The following is a 17,752-nucleotide window of genomic DNA, read 5'->3' as shown; positions in this document are numbered from 1 at the left end:
GCTTCGACCCCATTGGCACGCTCTCCCTTTAACACGCCGGATTTACGTCCGGTGTCAGTGGGCTTACCGCGCCGGGGTTTAGCCCGGCGCCGGGGTGCTTACAGCTTCGGTCCCGCTTTAACCAGCGCCTTGCCTGCCGGCGTGTCGGTGTATTTATCAAAATTGGTGATAAACCGTTTCGCCAGGTCGTCGGCCTTTTCCTGCCACAGACCGGGTTCGGCGTAGGTATGGCGCGGGTCGAGAATCTGGCTGTCGACGCCGGCCAGCGTCATCGGCACCGCCAGGTTGAATACCGGTAGCGTGAGGGTTTCCGCATCGTCGATAGCGCCGCTCAGGATCGCGTCGATAATGGCGCGGGTATTTTTGATGGAAATGCGTTTACCGGTGCCGTTCCAGCCGGTATTCACCAGATAGGCCTTGGCGCCGGCGGCGTTCATGCGTTTGGCCAGTACCTCCGCGTACTGGGTCGGGTGCAGCGACAGGAACGCCGCGCCGAAGCAGGCCGAGAAAGTGGGGGTCGGCGCGGTGATGCCGCGTTCGGTGCCGGCAAGCTTGGCGGTAAAGCCGGACAGGAAGTGATATTGCGCCTGTTCCACCGTCAGTCTGGCCACCGGCGGCAGTACCCCGAAGGCGTCGGCGGTCAGGAAGATGACCCTGGACGCATGGCCCGCTTTCGATACCGGTTTGACGATATTCTCGATATGGTAGATAGGGTATGAGACGCGGGTATTTTCGGTTTTGCTGCCGTCGTCAAAGTCTACGCTGCCGTCGGCCCGGACAACCACGTTTTCCAGCAGGGCGTCGCGGCGGATGGCGTGGAAAATTTCCGGCTCGGCTTCCTCTGACAGATGGATGGTCTTGGCGTAGCAGCCGCCCTCGAAGTTAAAGACGCCGTCGTCGTCCCAGCCGTGCTCATCGTCGCCGATAAGCCGGCGGTGCGGATCGGTGGACAGCGTGGTTTTGCCGGTGCCCGACAGGCCAAAGAAAATGGCGACATCTTCGGCGGCGCCGACATTGGCCGAGCAGTGCATCGAGGCGATGCCTTTTAACGGCAGCAGGTAGTTCATGATCGAGAACATGCCTTTTTTCATTTCGCCGCCGTACCAGGTGCCGCCAATCAGCTGCATCCGTTCCGTCAGGTTAAAGGCGATAAAGTTTTCCGAGTGCATGCCCTGCTGTTGCCAGTCCGGATTGGTGCATTTGGCCCCGTTCATGACCACGAAATCAGGTTTGAAGTCCCGCAGTTCCTCTTCATCGGGGCGGATAAACATGTTTTTGACGAAGTGCGCCTGCCAGGCCACCTCGGTGATAAAGCGTACCTTTAACCGGCTGTTTTCATTGGCGCCGCAAAACGCATCCACGATAAACAGGCGTTTGCCCGATAGCTGGTTGCCGACGAGTTGTTTCAGGTGGCTCCAGGTCTCCTGACTGAGCGGATGATTGTCGTTGTTGCCTTTACCCTGATCCGACCACCAGACGGTATCGCGCGTTACGTCGTCGCGCACCAGGTATTTGTCCTTCGGCGAGCGGCCGGTAAAGATACCGGTATCGACGGCCACGGCGCCGGTGCTGGTGACGGTGCCGCGCTCAAATCCTTGCAGTGAATCGGCGGTTTCTTCCTGGAACAATAAGGCAAAATCCGGGTTGTAAATCACCTCGCTACAGTTAGTAATGCCATAGCCGACCAGGTCTTGCGCGTTGATACCATGACTTGCCATATGACGACTCCTTAGCTTTAAATTATTACCTGTAGCGATTGTAAGGGTTACCCAGTGGATCACCGAGAGGTAGGTCATGAAATAACCGACGTCAGCAAGTTTTACACTGTATTGGGAGCTGACGCATAAATAAAGCTTCAGCATGCGCTACCATAGGCAAGTCTATCTGTCCTGTGCCCGCCGGCGCCTATCTCAGTGTAATTGTGTCTCAGGGCCCGTGCGGTCTGACTTTATCGCCGCGACATCCCCGGCGGTAAAGACATAATGACTACCGCAGAAATCACAATGCATGTCGATGGTTTCGTCCTGATCGAGCATTTCATCAAGCTCATGCTCCGGCAGCGTCAGCAGCGCGTCAGCACAACGCTGCCGGGAGCAGGTGCAAAGAAAACGGACGTCCTGGGCGGGGTAAAGCGATACCTTATCCTGATGATAGAGGCGATATAACACGTCATCGGCCGGCAGGGTGAACAGCTCTTCCGCCTTGACTGTGGCGGTCAACTGCGCCAGGCGGTCAAAGTCGTCGTGGCTGGCATCGCGCGCGGGCAGCACCTGTAGCAGCATACCGGCGGCCGCGACCTGGCCGTTGGCTTCGCCGGTGCGGATAAACAGGCGGGTCAGCAACTGTTCAGACTGCAGGAAGTAGTTTTCCAGGCAATCGGCCAGGTGTTCTCCTTCCAGGCCCACCACGCCCTGGTAACGCTCGCCCTCATCCGGGGTGAGCGTAATGACCAGGTAGCCGTTGCCGACCATTTGTCTGAGCGTGCTGTTTTCGGCGATGTCGCCGTCGATGCGCGCCACGCCGCGCATATTCTGCTGGTGATCGCCGTTAATGACCACCAGGCGCAGCGGCCCGTCGCCCTGCAGTTGCACGGTAATCTCGCCGCTGAATTTCAGCGTAGCGGTCAGCAGGCTGGTGACCACCAGCATTTCCCCCAGCAGGTTTTTGACGCTGGGCGGGTAATCATGCTGGCCCAGGACCTGCCGGTAGGTATCATGCAATGAAACCAGTTCACCGCGCACGGCATAATCTTCAAATAAATAACGGTGTAGCTGGTCGTGAATGGCCATAATTCTCTCTCTTGCCGGTGGCGGCGGGCTTATTCCCCCGACTCGCCATATTTAAATTTAATCAGGTTGCGGCGCTCTTTTTTATCCGGCCGCCGGTCCGGGTGGGTCACGTTCTGGGCATTGATTTTGCGCGCGGCGGCCAGCTTTTCGCGTTTGGCCACGCTTTGCGCCGTTTCCTGGTAGAACAGTTGCGCTTCGCTGGCGGGCCGGCGCTGTACCGTGAGGGTAAGCGCCACCACGGTGCGTTCGTCATCACCCTGGCGCAGGGTGATCTCCGCGCCGCTCTCCATGATTTTGCCGGGTTTGGTGCGCTGTCCGTTGTAATGGACTTTGCCGCCTTCCACCATTTCCCGGGCGATGGCGCGGGTTTTGTAAAATCGTGCCGCCCAAAGCCATTTATCAAGGCGGACGGCCTCTTCCTGTCCGCCTTTGTCCTTATCCTGGTTTTTCATCGTGCCTCCTGTGTGCTTGCCGGGAACGGGCGCTTTTTCAGTACCCGGTCCGCCGGGTGGATGCCGCGCTGGTGTGCCGCCGGTATCAGGATACATTAGGGTATTATACCAGTCGTTGGCGGATGACATGCAAATTCCGTGCGCATGACGCGCCGGGCAAACCGGGGCGCCGCGGGTTAACGCAGCGTTTTTAATGCCACGGTGGGCAGGTGGGTATTAAAACAGCTTTCATAATAACGCTGAATATCCTGGGCGCGATGCCGGCTTTTGCCCAGGCGGCGGATCAGCAGTACGGCGTTGACCAATGCGATGATAATCAACAGGAAAAGCAGTACGCTGGTGCCAAGGTAGCGCCAGACGGTGATGACATCGGGTTCGCTGTGCAGCGAAATATGGCGGGTGCCGTTGGCGTCGACGGTGATATTGGTAATGACGCCCTGGGCGCGGAACGGCGTGTGCAGCAGCATGGCGGAGAGGCGCTGCAGTTCATGCCATTGCGCCAGCCCGGTGTAATCATATAAGGAACTGGCCGGCAATGGATGATCCACCAGTAATTTTCCCTCGTCGCTGTGGATCAGGAATCCGCCCGGCGGGGGACTGTTAAGGGCATTGGTCGCCTGGCGGGTCTCTCCGGTGAAAATGGACGAGGTGGCGCTGGTCACCAGGTTTTGCAGCGTTTCCGCGCTGACCGGGCGCAGCAGGACGTTGACGCCTTTGAGCGTGCCGTTGCGCGCCCGCTTTACAAGCGAAGGCCAATCCCGGCCGTTGGCCAGGTTGACCAGCGCGGTTTTCAGCCGGCCGCAGGCGCTGTCGTCATGGCAAAGGTCCTGCGTTTTCAGCACGATGTCCGCAAAATCATCCAGCAGTATCATGCCCGATTTCTGGATGGCGGTCGCCAGGCCTGGATTGATCTTGGGATCGTTATCCAGTTGGGGATGCAGTTGGGTATTGACGGTATTGAGCAATAATACCGCCTTATCCACCGTGTCGGACTCCGGCAAAGGCAGCGGTTCGGCGTTATTCCAATAAATGCTGGAACAGTCGAAAGGGACAAACGGTTCCCGGGCATCCGCGGGCAGGGCGGTATTGATATAGCACATGCCCGAGCCCTGGGCGTGCAGCGTATCGCCGATGCGCAGCTGCGCCTGCGCCAGCGTATTGACATCCACCGCCTGGATATTCTGCGCGCCTTTTAACCAGGCGGTGCTCAGCGTCAGCGGCAAGGTCAGCGGCACGTAGATCAGCAGCAGGCACAAGATCAGGGCCGAGCTGCACAGCAATACCAGGTTGCCGCCAAAGCGCTGGAGCGGGAAATGCCTCATTTCGTCATGCAGGGACAGATATTTCCCCTGGCGCACCACCTGGCGGTTGACGTAGATATCGACATCGGTCTTTTTGCCCATATCATGGCCGATAAAAGGCAGCCAGTGGGGCGGGTAGTTCAGGTCGATAATGCCGAACGAGATGGTGCTGATGCGGCTTTGGTCAGATTCCCCGAACAGGCCCCAGCGCTTGGGCGTGCCGCGCAGGCAGTGCACATCCCGCAGCGCGCTCTCGGCCGGCCGGCGCAACAGCCGCCAGCCGCCCCAACCCATCAGCACGCCGGCGACGGCCACCAGCCATGGCACGGCCAGCACCGGCGCCAGCAGGCTGACAAACAGCAATAATAGCGCCACGCTCAGCAAGGCGGCCTCATAGATGCCCTTCGGCCGGCTGAGCGCATATTCCTCGGGGGTTTCCTTGCGGATGTTCAGCAATTCGACCTGCTCGGTTTCCTGCTCGCGCATGGACGAGTTCGGTACTAACTGCGGCGGGCTGGGCGCTTGCGGGTCGGCGGACATGTAATCCACCAGCGAGTGGCCGTTGAGCGCAATCACCAAGGGGATCCCGGCGGTTTTTATCAGTTCGACATGATTTTCGTCGGCAATATACTGTTCCCAGAGCGGGGGGAGGTGCACTTCGGTACTGTCGAGGAAATAACGCCACTTATGGGGCGCGTCGGTGGCCAAGCCATAACGGGTGATGGCATGGGTGACCGCATAGATATTCTCGCTTTGCGGGGTTAACGCCAGGGTCTCCGCCACCGGCGCGGGGGGCGAGGCCAGGGGCAAGCTATACTGGAGGTGTTTATTCAGCTGGAAATAGTGTTCGATGGCCTCGCGTTCCTGCGGGGCCAGTTTGCGGGGCAAGGGTTGCAGCGACGGCATGCGCTTTATCGGCGCGGGGATGTGGCGCCGGCGGTAGGCCCGGTAAGCGGATAACGCGATCGCACAGGTCAACAGTAAGGCCAATACAATGACTATTGTGCTCATGCCATCCCCATCGAAACACGAAAAAACGACGATACATCGATAATATGATACGCATCCGGCAAGCGGCGTGACGCCACGCTCGTCATAGAGAAACGAACACTCGATTGTTTGATTGACAGCCGCGCGGGAAAAAAACGTGACAACTATCAACGCTAATCTCAGGGTAGCAATCCATTCTTTAGCGACATATCGGTATTTTCCTATTTTAATCCCAATTCTTTTCTTTTACTTGCCATGCTATAACTAATTGCATCCGTTTTACCCGGCCTCGCGTTGGCGGAATGGCAGGTAAAGATCGGGTTAGCCGGCGCGAAAACGGCGCCGCTGGCGGGCGGGGGATTTAACGCGGATGCCCTGATCCTGTTGTTTGCGCGCATAGGCGGTTATGCTGTGATATGTATTTTGTCTGCTCGGGACCATTATGGATAAGCATCTGCAAAAACCAAAAATTCATAAAGTTGAAACCGTGGCGCGCTCCCGATTGTTTAATGTAGAAACCGTCGACCTCGAGTTCAGCAATGGGGCGCGGCGGATTTATGAAAGGATGCAGCCGTCCGATCGGGAGGCGGTGATGATCGTACCGATAATCGATGATCATCTGGTGTTGATCCGTGAGTATGCGGTGGGCATTGAGGATTATGAGCTGGGGTTTCCCAAGGGGCTGATTGATCCCGGCGAGGAGATCCTGGAAGCGGCGAACCGGGAACTGATGGAAGAGGTGGGTTTCGGCGCGCGGCGCATGGATATTTTAACCAAGCTGACCATGGCGCCGTCCTATTTTTCCAGCAAAATGAATATCGTGGTGGCGCGGGATCTGTATGCGCAGCAGCGCGAGGGCGATGAGCCCGAACCGTTGCCGCAGGTGCGCTGGCCCATCGATCGCATGATGGAGTTGCTTAATGAGCCGGATTTTCGCGAGGCGCGTAACGTCAGCGCGCTGTTTCTGGCCCATGCGTGGCTGGTGCGGAAATAAAACAACCGGAGTCCGGTTATCCCTTTGGATGCCTGCTTTGAGTGCGGTGTTGGCGGGCATACCGCGCCATGAGGCGCTCGGTCGGGCGGGAAAACCACGCCCGATTCGACCCCATTGGCACGCTCTCCCTTAACACGTCTGCTTTGAGTGCGGTGTTGGCGGGCATACCGCGCCATGGGGCGCTCGGTCGGGCGGGAAAACCACGCCCGATTCGACCCCATTGGCACGCTCTCCCTTAACACGTCTGCTTTGAGTGCGGTGTTGGCGGGCATACCGCGCCATGGGGCGCTCGGTCGGGCGGGAAAACCACGCCCGATTCGACCCCATTGGCACGCTCTCCCTTGACACGTCTGCTTTGGGCGCGGTGTTGGCGGGCCTGCCGTGCCATGGGGCGCTCGGTCGGGCGGGAAAACCACGCCCGATTCGACCCCATTGGCACGCTCTCCCTTGACATGTCTGCTTTGAGTGCGGTGTTGGCGGGCATACCGCGCCATGGGGCGCTCGGTCGGGCGGGAAAACCACGCCCGATTCGACCCCATTGGCACGCTCTCCCTTAACACGTCTGCTTTGGGCGCGGTGTTGGCGGGCCTGCCGTGCCATGAGGCGCTCGGTCGGGCGGGAAAACCACGCCCGATTCGACCCCATTGGCACGCTCTCCCTTGACATGTCTGCTTTGAGTGCGGTGTTGGCGGGCCTGCCGTGGCAGGCCGCCGCATTAGAACAGTTCGTGCGATTCGCCGCCGTTATCCGTCACCACGGTACCCACCTCGTGCACCACCCGGTCCCTCGGCTGCGTACCGTCGATAAAGTATTCCTCGCGACTGTTGCCGCCGCCGTCGGAGAGTTTGCCGCTGCTCTTATCGATGCTGACGGTGACGATGCCCGGCGGGGGCGTGACTTTTTGCTCCGGTATTCCTTCCAGCGCGACCTTCATAAAATCATCCCAGGCCGGCTGGGCGCTTTTGGCACCGCCTTCGCCGCCGGAAATCTGATCGCTGATGGCGCCGGACGCCGTGGCCCGGCCCAGGTTGCGGCGATGATCGTCGAAGCCAATCCATACGGTGGTGACGGTTTGCGGGCCGTAGCCTGAGAACCAGGCATCCTTGGAATCGTTGGTGGTACCGGTCTTGCCGCCGATATCATGGCGCTTCAAGTCCTTGCCCGCGCGCCAGCCGGTGCCCATCCAGCCGGGTTCGCCAAAGATGTTGCTGTTAAGCGCGTCGTGGATCAGGAACGCCAGCGGCGTACTGATGACGTGCGGCGCATAAAGCTGGCTGCCGTCAGCGGCCTGTTGCGCCGGGGAAACGGTTTCCAGCCGAGGCATCGGCACGGCGGCGTTATTATCGGGTTGGCGCGACACGGCGACGTTTTCCATGCTGTCATCGGACAGGACGGCGGATTTGTTGGTGTCGCCGTAGATTACCGGCAGGTTGCAGGTGTCGCAGACCACTTTGGGCTTGGCTGCAAACAGAACATGGCCGGCTTCGTCCTCGATGCGGGTAATCAGGTAGGGGTCGACCAGATAACCGCCGTTGGAGAGCACCGAGTACCCGCGCACCATCTGCAGCGGAGTAAACGACGCCGAGCCTAGCGCCAGCGATTCGGTATGCACGATATTCTGCGCGGGAAAACCAAAGCGCAGCAGGTATTCCGCGGCGTAATCCACGCCCATGGCGCGCATGGCGCGCACCATCATCACGTTTTTCGATTGCCCCAGCCCCTGGCGCAGGCGGATGGGGCCGTCATAGGTCGGAGGCGAGTTTTTCGGCCGCCAGTCGGCGCCGGCGCCGGCGTCCCAACGGGAAATCGGCACGTCGTTAAGGATGGTGGCCAGGGTCAGCCCTTTATCCATGGCGGCGGTATACAGGAACGGCTTGATATTCGACCCGACCTGCCGCAGCGATTGGGTGACGCGGTTGAATTTGCTCTGGTTGAAATCGAACCCTCCCACCAACGCCTTGACCGCGCCGTCCTGCGGATTGAGGGACACCAGCGCCGAGTTGACGTCGGGCACCTGCGCCAGCCACCAGATATCGCCGACCTTGCGCACCCAAATTTGCTCGCCCGGCTTGACGACGTCCGAAACCTTGCGCGGCAGAGGGCCTTGCAGCGTATCGGTTTTAAACGCTCGCGCCCAACGCACCCCTGCCATCGGCAGGGCGACGCTGCTGCCGTCCGCCATTACGGCGGTGGCCTGTTCGGCGTCGGCCTGCGTTACCACCGCCGGGAACAGCGGTCCGTAAACCGGCAGCGTTTTTAAAGTATCGACGATATGCTTCTGGTCCCAGGCCATTTCACCCACCTTCCACAGCACGTTGCTCGGTCCGCGGTAGCCGTGGCGGATATCGTAATCGAGCACGTTGTTGCGCACGGCGTCCTGCGCCGCCAGCTGTAGTTTTTTGGTGATGGTGGTGTAGACCTTATAACCATCGGTATAGGCATTTTCCCCGTAGCGTTTCATCATGTCCTGACGCACCATTTCAGAGACATAAGGCGCCGAAAACGCCATTTGCGGCACGTGATAATTCGCCACCAGATCGCTGTTGCGGGCCTGTTCGAACTGTTCGCGCGTAATGAAGTTTTCATCCAGCATGCGCGACAGCACGAAATTACGCCGCGCCAGCGCCCGATCGTGGGAATAAAGCGGATTGAAGGTCGAGGGCGCTTTCGGCAGGCCGGCAATGACCGCCATCTCGCTCAGGGTCAGCTGGTCGACATTCTTGCCAAAATACACCTGCGCCGCCGCGCCGACGCCATAGGCGCGGTAACCCAGATAAATCTTGTTGAGATACAGCTCGATGATTTCATCTTTCGTCAGCAACTGCTCGATACGGATGGCCAGGAAAGCTTCTTTGATTTTGCGAATCAACGTCCGTTCCGGGCTGAGGAAGAAATTGCGCGCCAGCTGCTGCGTGATGGTACTGGCGCCCTGGGACGCATGGCCGGACATCAGCGCGATGGAGGCGGCGCGCATGATGCCCACCGGGTCAACCCCATGGTGCTCATAGAAGCGGCTGTCTTCCGTGGCCACGAACGCGTGGACCAGTTCCGGCGGTATTTGCTGCAGCTTCAGGGGGATACGGCGTTTTTCCCCAAACTGCGCTATCAGCTCACCGTCCGCGCTATAGACCTGCATCGGGGTCTGCAGCCGAATGTCTTTCAGGGTGGCGACGTCAGGCAACTGCGGCTCGATATATTTGTACATGCCAAATATCGAGGCGGCTCCCAACAGAATGCAACACACTGCAAAGATTAAAAAATATTTTACGAACTTCACCTGAGATTTCCCATTTCATGTCATTTGGGCAGTTTATAAACAACCGCGCGCTAGTATAAAGGTAAGCCAGCACGTTGGATACGTACTTTTAATGACGGACGATAACGAATGAGAAGGAGCTCGGCAAACATGGAATTTTGCACCTGGCAAGTGGGATTGGCGTTTGAAAACGGCACCGCGCGGGCGCTGGCGGTGCAGCGGCGGCGCCAGGGCTGGCAGCTTCGCCATTGGTGGCAGCAGCCCATGCCGGAGGGGGCTGAGGGCACGCCGTCCGCCGCCCTGGAGCAACTGTTGGCGGTGTGGCGCAGGCAACTGCCCGGACGCATTTCGTTACGAGTTTGTTTGCCGTCAACCGAGTTTCTGCACCGGCGCATGGCCGCGCCGGACCATCGCCTCGGCGAGCCGGAACGGGAGTGGTATATCACCGCGCAGGCCCGCCGCCATTTCCCCGCCGGCCGTGAAAAGCTGCTGCTCGATTACCGTGACGATCCGCAGGCGCCCGGCACGCTGCTAGTGACCGCAGCCCGCCAGGAGGCCGTGGCGCGGTGGCTATCCTGTCTGGAGCGCGCCGGTCTGGCTCCGCAAGTGCTGGATATCGCGCCCAGCGCCCTGCGCTGCATGGCAAGCGCCGCGGGCCTGGCGCGGGACCGGCTGCTGATCCACGCTGCGCGCACGGGATGGCACTGGGTCTCGCCGCTGGCGCGTCCCCTGGAATTCGGCGTTATCGCCACCGGCGAGGCCGCGGCGCTGCCGGCGGCGCGCGGACTCATCCACCAGCGCTATCCTGATGCCTGCGGCAGGGGCGAGCCGGTCTATATCAGCAGCGACGCCATCTGCCCGCCGCAGGCGGATGCCCTGCAATGGTCGCCATTTTCCGCCCTGTGGCAGGCGCATCCCCCGCTACCGGCGTGGCCGGCGGCATTCGCCATCGCGGGCGGGCTGGCCGTGCGCCGCGGCGATGAATAATGTATCAGGTCAACCTGCTGCCGTGGCGGCGCCAACGCCGGCGGCGGCGCGCAAGAATCATGTCCCTGGCGCTGGCGGTCGAACTGCTGCTGGCCTCCGGTCTGCTGGGCCTGCAGGCGCGGCGCGGCCATGAACAGCTCGCCGAGCTTGGCGCACTGCTCTCACAGTGGCAACAGCGCGAAAAACAAATCCGCGGGCAGCGGCAGCGGATGGAGCGTCTGCTGGAACGGCGGCAAGAGCTGGAAAACAAGCTGCGCGGCCGGCGCCGGGCCAACGCCGGCAACCAGCGCTACCGGCAGCTGTGGGATCAACTGCCGGGCCTGCTGCCGCCGGGATTGTGGTTAACCCGGCTGCGGCTGTGCGGCACAGAAGTACATATAAGCGGCTGCAGCGAGCGCTATGTGCATATCCGCACGGCGGACCGCCTGCTTTCCCGACATCCTCGGTTCGCTTCCATACGCTGGCGACGAATCGAACAACAGGAAAACGGCCGCTTCAGCTTTGAGTTACAGGCGGCGTGGCCCGCCGGGGCGGCGGACGATGCCGGACGCTGAGGGCGGGTTCGGCCGCTGGATGGAGCGCCCCTGGCGCGCGCTGGCCCTGGCGCAGATCATCGTGGGCGTTTACGTCGCGCTGGGGATTTTGCTGGTCGTGCGCCCTGGACAGGACGCGGCGGAGTTGCTGCGCCAGGATATCGGCCATTGCAAAACCGTGGTGGCTGGGCAGGAACGGGCGCAGGCCGGCTTACCCGCTCCGGAACGCCTGGAAGCCGATATCCTGCGCTTACGCCGCCCCGTCGACGCCGGCGAAAAAATGCGCGGGGATCCGGCCGCCTTGGCCGCCGTTATCCCTCCGGGCCGGGGGAAGAACCTCACCTGGCGGGCGCTTGGCGCCGCCGGCGACCGGCAGCACGTTTTCGAACGCTGGCAACTGGTGGTAACCACGGACTATGCGCAACTGCGGCGCATGCTGCGCCATCTCTGCGACCTGCGGGGGGCACTCCCCCTGGAAACCCTTACCGTCAGGCGCCGGGGCGGGTTGCTGGAGGCGGAGCTTATCCTGTCTGCCGCGCCCGGGACGGAAACGAAAAACGGGCGGCGGGAAAAGGCGCCGGGGGAGGCAGGGGACGATGACGAGGAGGCCGGTAACGACGGGGCCACGGCGGTAGATTACCGGGAGACAGCGTCCAGCCCGGGTTTGGCGGCGGAGGACCAGGAGAGGAGAGAGGCAACGGACGATGAACGGCCGCAGGAGCGCGATCCTTTTCAACCGGCGCCGCACGTTCAGCCGGGTCACGCCGGTCGGCCTGCCGCGGACGGCCGGATCGATCGGATAAAAGGGAAGGTGGGCGCGGGAGAGCGCTGGTTATTCTGGACCGTTGACGATCAGGGGCGCTGGCGCCGGTGCGGAACAACACGCACTGCGGCCAGGAAAGATCAGGAAGATCAGGAGGATCATAATGGAGTCACCCGATAAAAAGGACGAGGCACAATGAAAGGACACGCGCGGATGGTGGGGTTGATCTTGTGTTTGCTGACGGTTGGATGGCGGGACGTCGCGCTGGCCGGACGGACGGCGGGCGGCGACGGCAAACCGGTGACGCTGGTATTTGACGACGCGCCGATACCGCAGGTGCTGCGCGCCCTGGCGGAACATCAGCGCCTGAATCTGGTTATTGCCCCGGACATCAAAGGCAATATCAGCCTTAATCTGCACAATGTGTCCTGGCTACAGGCGGTGGATCTGATCGCGCGCACCGGCCGCCTGCGCCTGGAGCGCCAGGATGACGCGCTGATGGTGTTCCCCGCGCGGCGGGGCGAGGCGGACGGGCCGCCGGGTGAAACTCCTTTGCGCAACCAGTTGGTGACGCTGGAGCACGCCGATGCCGGCGAGGTGGCGAAAAGCATCGGCTCGATGCGCGGCGCCCTGATGTCCCCGCGTGGCAGCGTGATGCTGGATAAACGCACTAATTCCCTGGTGCTGCGCGATACCGACGCGGCATTGTCTGCGCTTACCGGCTGGATAAAAATCTGGGATCTGCCGCTGGAGCAAGTGATGATCACCGCCCATATCGTTACCATCAGCCGGGATAACCTGCGGGAAATCGGGGTAAAGTGGCAGCAAGGCGGCGGCACATCGCCTTGCGCCACGCGCCTGGGGGTCGATCTGCCCCTGAGTGAGCATTACGCCAGCATGGGGTTTCGCCTGGCGCGCCTCAGCGGCCGGCTGCTTGAACTGGAACTGACCGCGCTGGAGCAGGAAAACAAAGTGGATATCCTGGCCAGCCCCCGCCTCTATACCGCGCATCAGCAAACCGCCAGCATCAAGCAGGGCACCGAGATTCCCTACCAGGTGGCGAACGGTAAAAATAAATCACCGGCCATTCAGTTCAAAGAGGCGGTACTGAGCATGGAAGTCACCCCTAAAATACTGCGCAACGGCAAAGTAACCCTCAATTTGCGCCTGAGCCAGAACGTGCCGGGGCGGGTAATCAAACAAGGGGAAAATGAGAGTGTTTCCATCGATATGGAGGAAATCAAGACCCAGGTGACCATTGCTGACGGCGAAACCATTGTTTTAGGAGGTATTTTTCAACATCAAAAACATCAAACCCATGATAGGGTACCGCTTTTGGCGGAGATTCCGCTGCTCGGCCAGCTGTTCAAACGCCAGCGTGCGCACTATAAACAGCGTGAACTGGTTATTTTTATTACGCCGACCCGCATAACGGGGTAAACTTGATTGCCTCAATTTGGGCAAAATTGCGGTTTTAGCAACAAATTATGCGTTTTTTTCGCGTTCGATTTGACGCTGTGCACAATTTCGCTTACAAGGGTAACCCATTGAGCATCGCTGTTTTTGCGTCACCTGTAATTACGATAGAGATATCGGAATTCCTCCTTGCGGTGTGAGCATCGATTTAATCGGTTGCCAAACTACCCCGAGTGTTGAGATAATTTTTCGTCTGATTCTCGCACTATCGCTCATGAGGTTTCAGTTTAGGTCCCGCCGCTGATTTGATTGGCGGGGCGGGTTGTCATTAACGAATAATCTTAGTAATACCGAAAAACATGGCAGAGAAACGCAATATCTTTCTGGTTGGGCCTATGGGTGCCGGCAAAAGCACTATTGGGCGTCAGTTGGCTCAACAACTTAATATGGAGTTTTTCGATTCTGATCAAGAGATTGAGCGACGCACCGGAGCTGATGTAGGCTGGGTATTCGACGTGGAAGGCGAAGACGGCTTCCGCGATCGTGAAGAAAAAGTCATTAACGAACTTACCGAGAAACAAGGGATCGTATTGGCTACAGGTGGTGGTTCAGTAAAGTCACGTGAAACACGTAACCGCCTTTCTGCCCGTGGTGTGGTCGTTTATCTTGAGACCACCATTGAAAAACAGCTGGCCAGAACCCAGCGTGATAAAAAACGACCCTTGCTACAGGTTGAAGCCCCGCCGCGTGAAGTACTGGAAGCGCTGGCCCGGGAACGCAACCCTTTGTATGAAGAAATTGCGGATGTCACCATCCGTACCGACGAACAAAGTGCTAAAGTTGTCGCCAACCAGATTATCAATATGCTGGAAAGCAACTGATTTAGTGTGTAACGAGATGCCGAAAAGGTCTTAAGCACCCCATGGAGAGGATTACGGTAACATTAGGGGAGCGCAGCTACCCGATTACGATAGCGGCCGGGTTATTCAACAACCCGGCTTCTTTCATGCCGCTTAAAAGCGGCGATCACGTGATGGTGGTGACCAACGAAACGCTGGCGCCGCTTTACCTGCACTCTGTCCGCACGGTGCTGGAAAGCGCCGGGGTCATCGTCGACCAGGTCATTCTGCCCGACGGCGAGCAATACAAATCCCTGGCCGTATTGGATCAGGTTTTCACCGCGCTGCTGAAAAAACCCCATGGCCGCGATACCACGCTTATTGCGCTTGGCGGCGGCGTCATCGGCGATCTGACCGGCTTTGCCGCCGCCAGTTATCAGCGCGGCGTGCGCTTTATCCAGGTTCCCACTACGCTGCTTTCCCAGGTCGATTCATCGGTGGGCGGTAAAACGGCGGTTAACCACCCTCTCGGTAAGAACATGATCGGCGCGTTTTACCAGCCGGCATCCGTAGTTATCGATCTCGACTGCCTTAAAACCCTGCCGGCGCGCGAATTGTCCTCAGGACTGGCCGAAGTCATCAAATACGGCATCATTCTGGACGAGGCTTTTTTTGGCTGGCTGGAAAATCATCTTGACGACGTGCTGGCGCTTGAGCCCGACGCGTTGTCCTATTGCCTGCGGCGCTGCTGCGAACTGAAAGCGGCGGTGGTCGCCGCGGATGAACGAGAAAATGGTCAGCGGGCTTTGCTCAATTTAGGCCATACTTATGGGCATGCCATCGAAACCCATATGGGCTACGGCGTCTGGCTGCACGGCGAGGCCGTGTCGGCGGGCATCATGATGGCGGCGCATACCGCCCGTCGTTTAGGGCAGTTCAGTATGGATGAGATTGATCGCGTGCAGGCGTTGTTGACGCGCGCGGGCTTGCCGGTGGCCGGACCGAAAGAAATGGCCCCGGCGGATTACCTGCCCCATATGATGCGGGATAAAAAAGTGGTTTCCGGTCAATTACGGTTAGTGCTGCCGCGCTCAATAGGCCAGGCGGAAGTGCGTACCGGTGTAGCAAATGATATCGTATTGGCATCAATCGCCGATTGCCAGGCTTGAGTCAGGGCCGTTCCCCTTATCCCGCGAGCGGGAAAGGGGGGATGAGTTTGATTTAATCGCATTAACCCTCCCCACGACCCCCGGGCCGTGCGGAAATTATCTCTCAGTTGGAGAGTTTTAGATGGATGAGTTCAAGTCGGAAGACGAACTGAGACCCGATAGCAGCGATCGCCGCCCACCCCGTCAACGGAAAGGTCCTTCAGTTCCCAAAGTGGCCATGTCCAAACAGCATCTGATGATAGGCATTGGCATCCTGGTGCTGCTGCTATTGGTTATTGCCATCGGTTCGGCGTTAAAGGCGCCTACCCAGATGGACGCTAACCAGCAAAATCCGAACGTGGCGGAAAAGAGCATCGAACTGCCCGGTACGGCAAATACCGCGACCAACGATCTCAAACCCGTGCCGGACAGCGCCAACCCCGACGTCAATAGCCCAGGCAGTACGCCCGCGGCCAACGGCACCGTGAACGGCGGCAACGGCAATACCGCCGGTACGGTGAACGGCAGCAACGGCACCGCCCAGCAGCCGCAGACGCTCAACGCGCCGCCGGTTGCCGCCGCGCCGACCCAGGCGCCGCCGTCAGCCGACGGCAATCCGCAGCACCGCATCGATCTGCCGGGCAATATGGCGGACGCGCTGTCACAGCAAGGGGATCGGGTTAACGGCGTGACCCAGCAAGTCAACGGCGACCAGCCGGCCTCGACGCTGCCGACCGCACCGGCCACGGTGGCCCCGGCGGGCAGGGAACCTGCCGCCAAGGCGACCAAACCCGCGTCCGCCGCGCATAAAGCGCCGAAGACGACCGCCATGGTCCCCAGCGCCAAAAATTCGGCGCCGACGCATAACGCCAAGGCGCCCGCCGCCGTCCAGCGTGCGCCGGCCGTGGCCGCGCCGCAGCCCACGGCAGCACCCACCCGCCATACCATGGTGATTGAACCCGCCACGCGCGCTCCCGCCGCCGCCGCGCAGCGCGCGCCGGCAGCTACAGCGGCACCGGTAGCCACGTCGGCACCAGCCGCCGCGGCCGCCCCCGCCAGTGCCGGTGGTTCAATCCAAGCCGCCCCGGCGGGGTATTACACCGTGCAAATCAGCAGCGCTTCCCAGGCCACTACGCTTAACGCCTATGCCAAGAAGCAGCAGTTGGGCCAGTATTGGGTGTATGAGACCCGCCGTGACGGCAAGCCCTGGTATGTGCTGGTGAGCGGGGTCTACCCGACATCAGCCCAGGCCAAAAGCGCGGTGGCGCAATTACCGGCCGATATTCAGGCTAAAAAACCGTGGGCCAGGGAAATTGGCCAGGTCAAGCAGGATCAAAACAAATAAGTTCCTGAATTTAACCTGATGTATGGGTCCTAAACAGAGTACAATCCGCGGCTCTTGAGAGTGTGTGAGTAACAATCGACGGCATGAAGAAGAACCGCGCGTTTTTGAAATGGGCTGGCGGTAAATATCCGCTAATAGAAGATATCCGCCGCCATTTACCCGCGGGGGATTGCCTGATCGAGCCCTTTGTCGGCGCGGGGTCGGTATTTTTGAATACCGACTACGAGAAGTACATCCTTGCTGATATCAATAGCGATCTCATCAATCTGTACAACATCGTCAAAGAACGCACCAGTGAATTTATCGGCGACGCCCGGCTGATGTTTAACGCCGAGACCAATACGTCGCAGGTGTATTATGTGCTGCGCAGCGAATTTAACCTCTGTACCGATGCTTATCGGCGGGCGGTGCTGTTTCTTTATCTCAATCGCCATTGTTATAACGGCCTGTGCCGTTATAACCTGAGCGGCGAGTTCAACGTGCCTTTCGGCCGCTACAAAAAACCCTATTTCCCGGAAAACGAACTCAACTGGTTTGCAGAGAAAGCCCAGCAGGCGGTTTTTGTCTGTGAACATTATCAGCAGACCCTGCATAAAGCGGCGCAGGGATCTGTGGTGTACTGCGATCCGCCGTATGTGCCGTTGTCGACCACGGCCAATTTTACGGCGTACCATACGAATAGTTTCAATAACCTTGAGCAGCAGAACCTGGCGCGGATAGCCTACCGGCTGGCCAGCGAAGCGCAGGTGCCGGTACTGATTTCCAACCATGACACTCTGCTGACGCGGGAGTGGTATTGCGACGCGGTGCTGCATGTGGTGAAAGGCCGGCGCACCATCAGCCGCAATATCCTTGGCCGCATCAAGGTGAACGAGCTGCTGGCGCTGTATGATTATGCTGACCGCTCCGGCGCCATTGACTGACCATTAATGATTGGAG

The 17,752-nt window shown here is 59.6% G+C and carries 14 protein-coding genes; 9 read left to right on the top strand and 5 right to left on the bottom strand.

The features are described 5' to 3' along the window. Window positions 1–98: 98 nt before the first annotated feature. From pckA to ACL2XQ_RS24035, 4 genes are all read right to left on the bottom strand, one after another. On the bottom strand, window positions 99–1,718 hold the full coding sequence (gene pckA, locus ACL2XQ_RS24050; protein ID WP_413721578.1) for a phosphoenolpyruvate carboxykinase (ATP): 1,620 nt from the start codon (window positions 1,716–1,718) through the stop codon (window positions 99–101). Window positions 1,719–1,910: 192 nt separating this feature from the next. Next, window positions 1,911–2,789 carry an Hsp33 family molecular chaperone HslO gene (gene hslO, locus ACL2XQ_RS24045; RefSeq protein ID WP_410013228.1) on the bottom strand — a complete coding sequence of 293 codons (879 nt, stop codon included), beginning with the start codon at window positions 2,787–2,789 and terminating at the stop codon, window positions 1,911–1,913. Window positions 2,790–2,818: 29 nt separating this feature from the next. Next, the gene (gene hslR, locus ACL2XQ_RS24040; RefSeq protein WP_410013229.1) at window positions 2,819–3,241 is read right to left on the bottom strand and encodes a ribosome-associated heat shock protein Hsp15; all 423 of its coding nucleotides are present in this window, start codon (window positions 3,239–3,241) and stop codon (window positions 2,819–2,821) included. 176 nt (window positions 3,242–3,417) lie between these two features. After that, window positions 3,418–5,553, bottom strand: a complete 2,136-nt coding sequence (locus ACL2XQ_RS24035) for an IgaA/UmoB family intracellular growth attenuator (protein WP_410013230.1) — start codon at window positions 5,551–5,553, stop codon at window positions 3,418–3,420. Window positions 5,554–5,974: 421 nt separating this feature from the next. Here ACL2XQ_RS24035 and nudE point away from each other — a divergent pair, with 421 nt between their 5' ends. Then, window positions 5,975–6,526, top strand: coding sequence for an ADP compounds hydrolase NudE (gene nudE, locus ACL2XQ_RS24030; RefSeq protein WP_410013231.1), 552 nt, complete (start codon window positions 5,975–5,977; stop codon window positions 6,524–6,526). A gap of 715 nt (window positions 6,527–7,241) precedes the next feature. Here the strand turns inward: nudE and mrcA are convergent. Next, on the bottom strand, window positions 7,242–9,803 hold the full coding sequence (gene mrcA / locus ACL2XQ_RS24025; protein WP_410013232.1) for a peptidoglycan glycosyltransferase/peptidoglycan DD-transpeptidase MrcA: 2,562 nt from the start codon (window positions 9,801–9,803) through the stop codon (window positions 7,242–7,244). 129 nt (window positions 9,804–9,932) lie between these two features. Here mrcA and pilM point away from each other — a divergent pair, with 129 nt between their 5' ends. The 8 genes from pilM (at window position 9,933) to dam (ending at window position 17,736) form a co-directional block, all read left to right on the top strand. Continuing rightward, entirely contained in the window at window positions 9,933–10,769 is an 837-nt protein-coding gene (gene pilM / locus ACL2XQ_RS24020; protein ID WP_413739766.1) for a pilus assembly protein PilM, read from the top strand. After that, window positions 10,769–11,323, top strand: a complete 555-nt coding sequence (locus tag ACL2XQ_RS24015) for a PilN domain-containing protein (protein ID WP_413731737.1) — start codon at window positions 10,769–10,771, stop codon at window positions 11,321–11,323. The genes pilM and ACL2XQ_RS24015 overlap by 1 nt, the downstream gene beginning before the upstream one ends. After that, entirely contained in the window at window positions 11,310–12,245 is a 936-nt protein-coding gene (locus ACL2XQ_RS24010; RefSeq protein WP_413739765.1) for a hypothetical protein, read from the top strand. The genes ACL2XQ_RS24015 and ACL2XQ_RS24010 overlap by 14 nt, the downstream gene beginning before the upstream one ends. 15 nt (window positions 12,246–12,260) lie before the next feature. Then, window positions 12,261–13,505 carry a type IV pilus secretin PilQ gene (pilQ, locus tag ACL2XQ_RS24005; protein WP_413721574.1) on the top strand — a complete coding sequence of 415 codons (1,245 nt, stop codon included), beginning with the start codon at window positions 12,261–12,263 and terminating at the stop codon, window positions 13,503–13,505. A gap of 335 nt (window positions 13,506–13,840) precedes the next feature. Next, window positions 13,841–14,362 carry a shikimate kinase AroK gene (aroK, locus tag ACL2XQ_RS24000; RefSeq protein ID WP_131866394.1) on the top strand — a complete coding sequence of 174 codons (522 nt, stop codon included), beginning with the start codon at window positions 13,841–13,843 and terminating at the stop codon, window positions 14,360–14,362. 41 nt (window positions 14,363–14,403) lie between these two features. Further along, window positions 14,404–15,489: a 3-dehydroquinate synthase gene (gene aroB, locus ACL2XQ_RS23995; RefSeq protein WP_413721573.1), complete on the top strand. Its 1,086-nt coding sequence runs from the start codon at window positions 14,404–14,406 to the stop codon at window positions 15,487–15,489. A 121-nt stretch (window positions 15,490–15,610) separates the two neighbouring features. Continuing rightward, on the top strand, window positions 15,611–16,813 hold the full coding sequence (locus ACL2XQ_RS23990) for an SPOR domain-containing protein (RefSeq protein WP_413723559.1): 1,203 nt from the start codon (window positions 15,611–15,613) through the stop codon (window positions 16,811–16,813). Window positions 16,814–16,896: 83 nt separating this feature from the next. Next, a complete protein-coding gene (gene dam / locus ACL2XQ_RS23985; RefSeq protein WP_413721571.1) occupies window positions 16,897–17,736 on the top strand; it encodes an adenine-specific DNA-methyltransferase in 840 nt (279 codons plus the stop codon). Window positions 17,737–17,752 lie beyond the last annotated feature (16 nt).

This window comes from Sodalis sp. RH14 (genome assembly GCF_047324285.1).
Taxonomy (GTDB): Bacteria; Pseudomonadota; Gammaproteobacteria; order Enterobacterales; family Enterobacteriaceae; genus Acerihabitans.
This window is presented reverse-complemented; position numbering and strand designations above follow the sequence as displayed.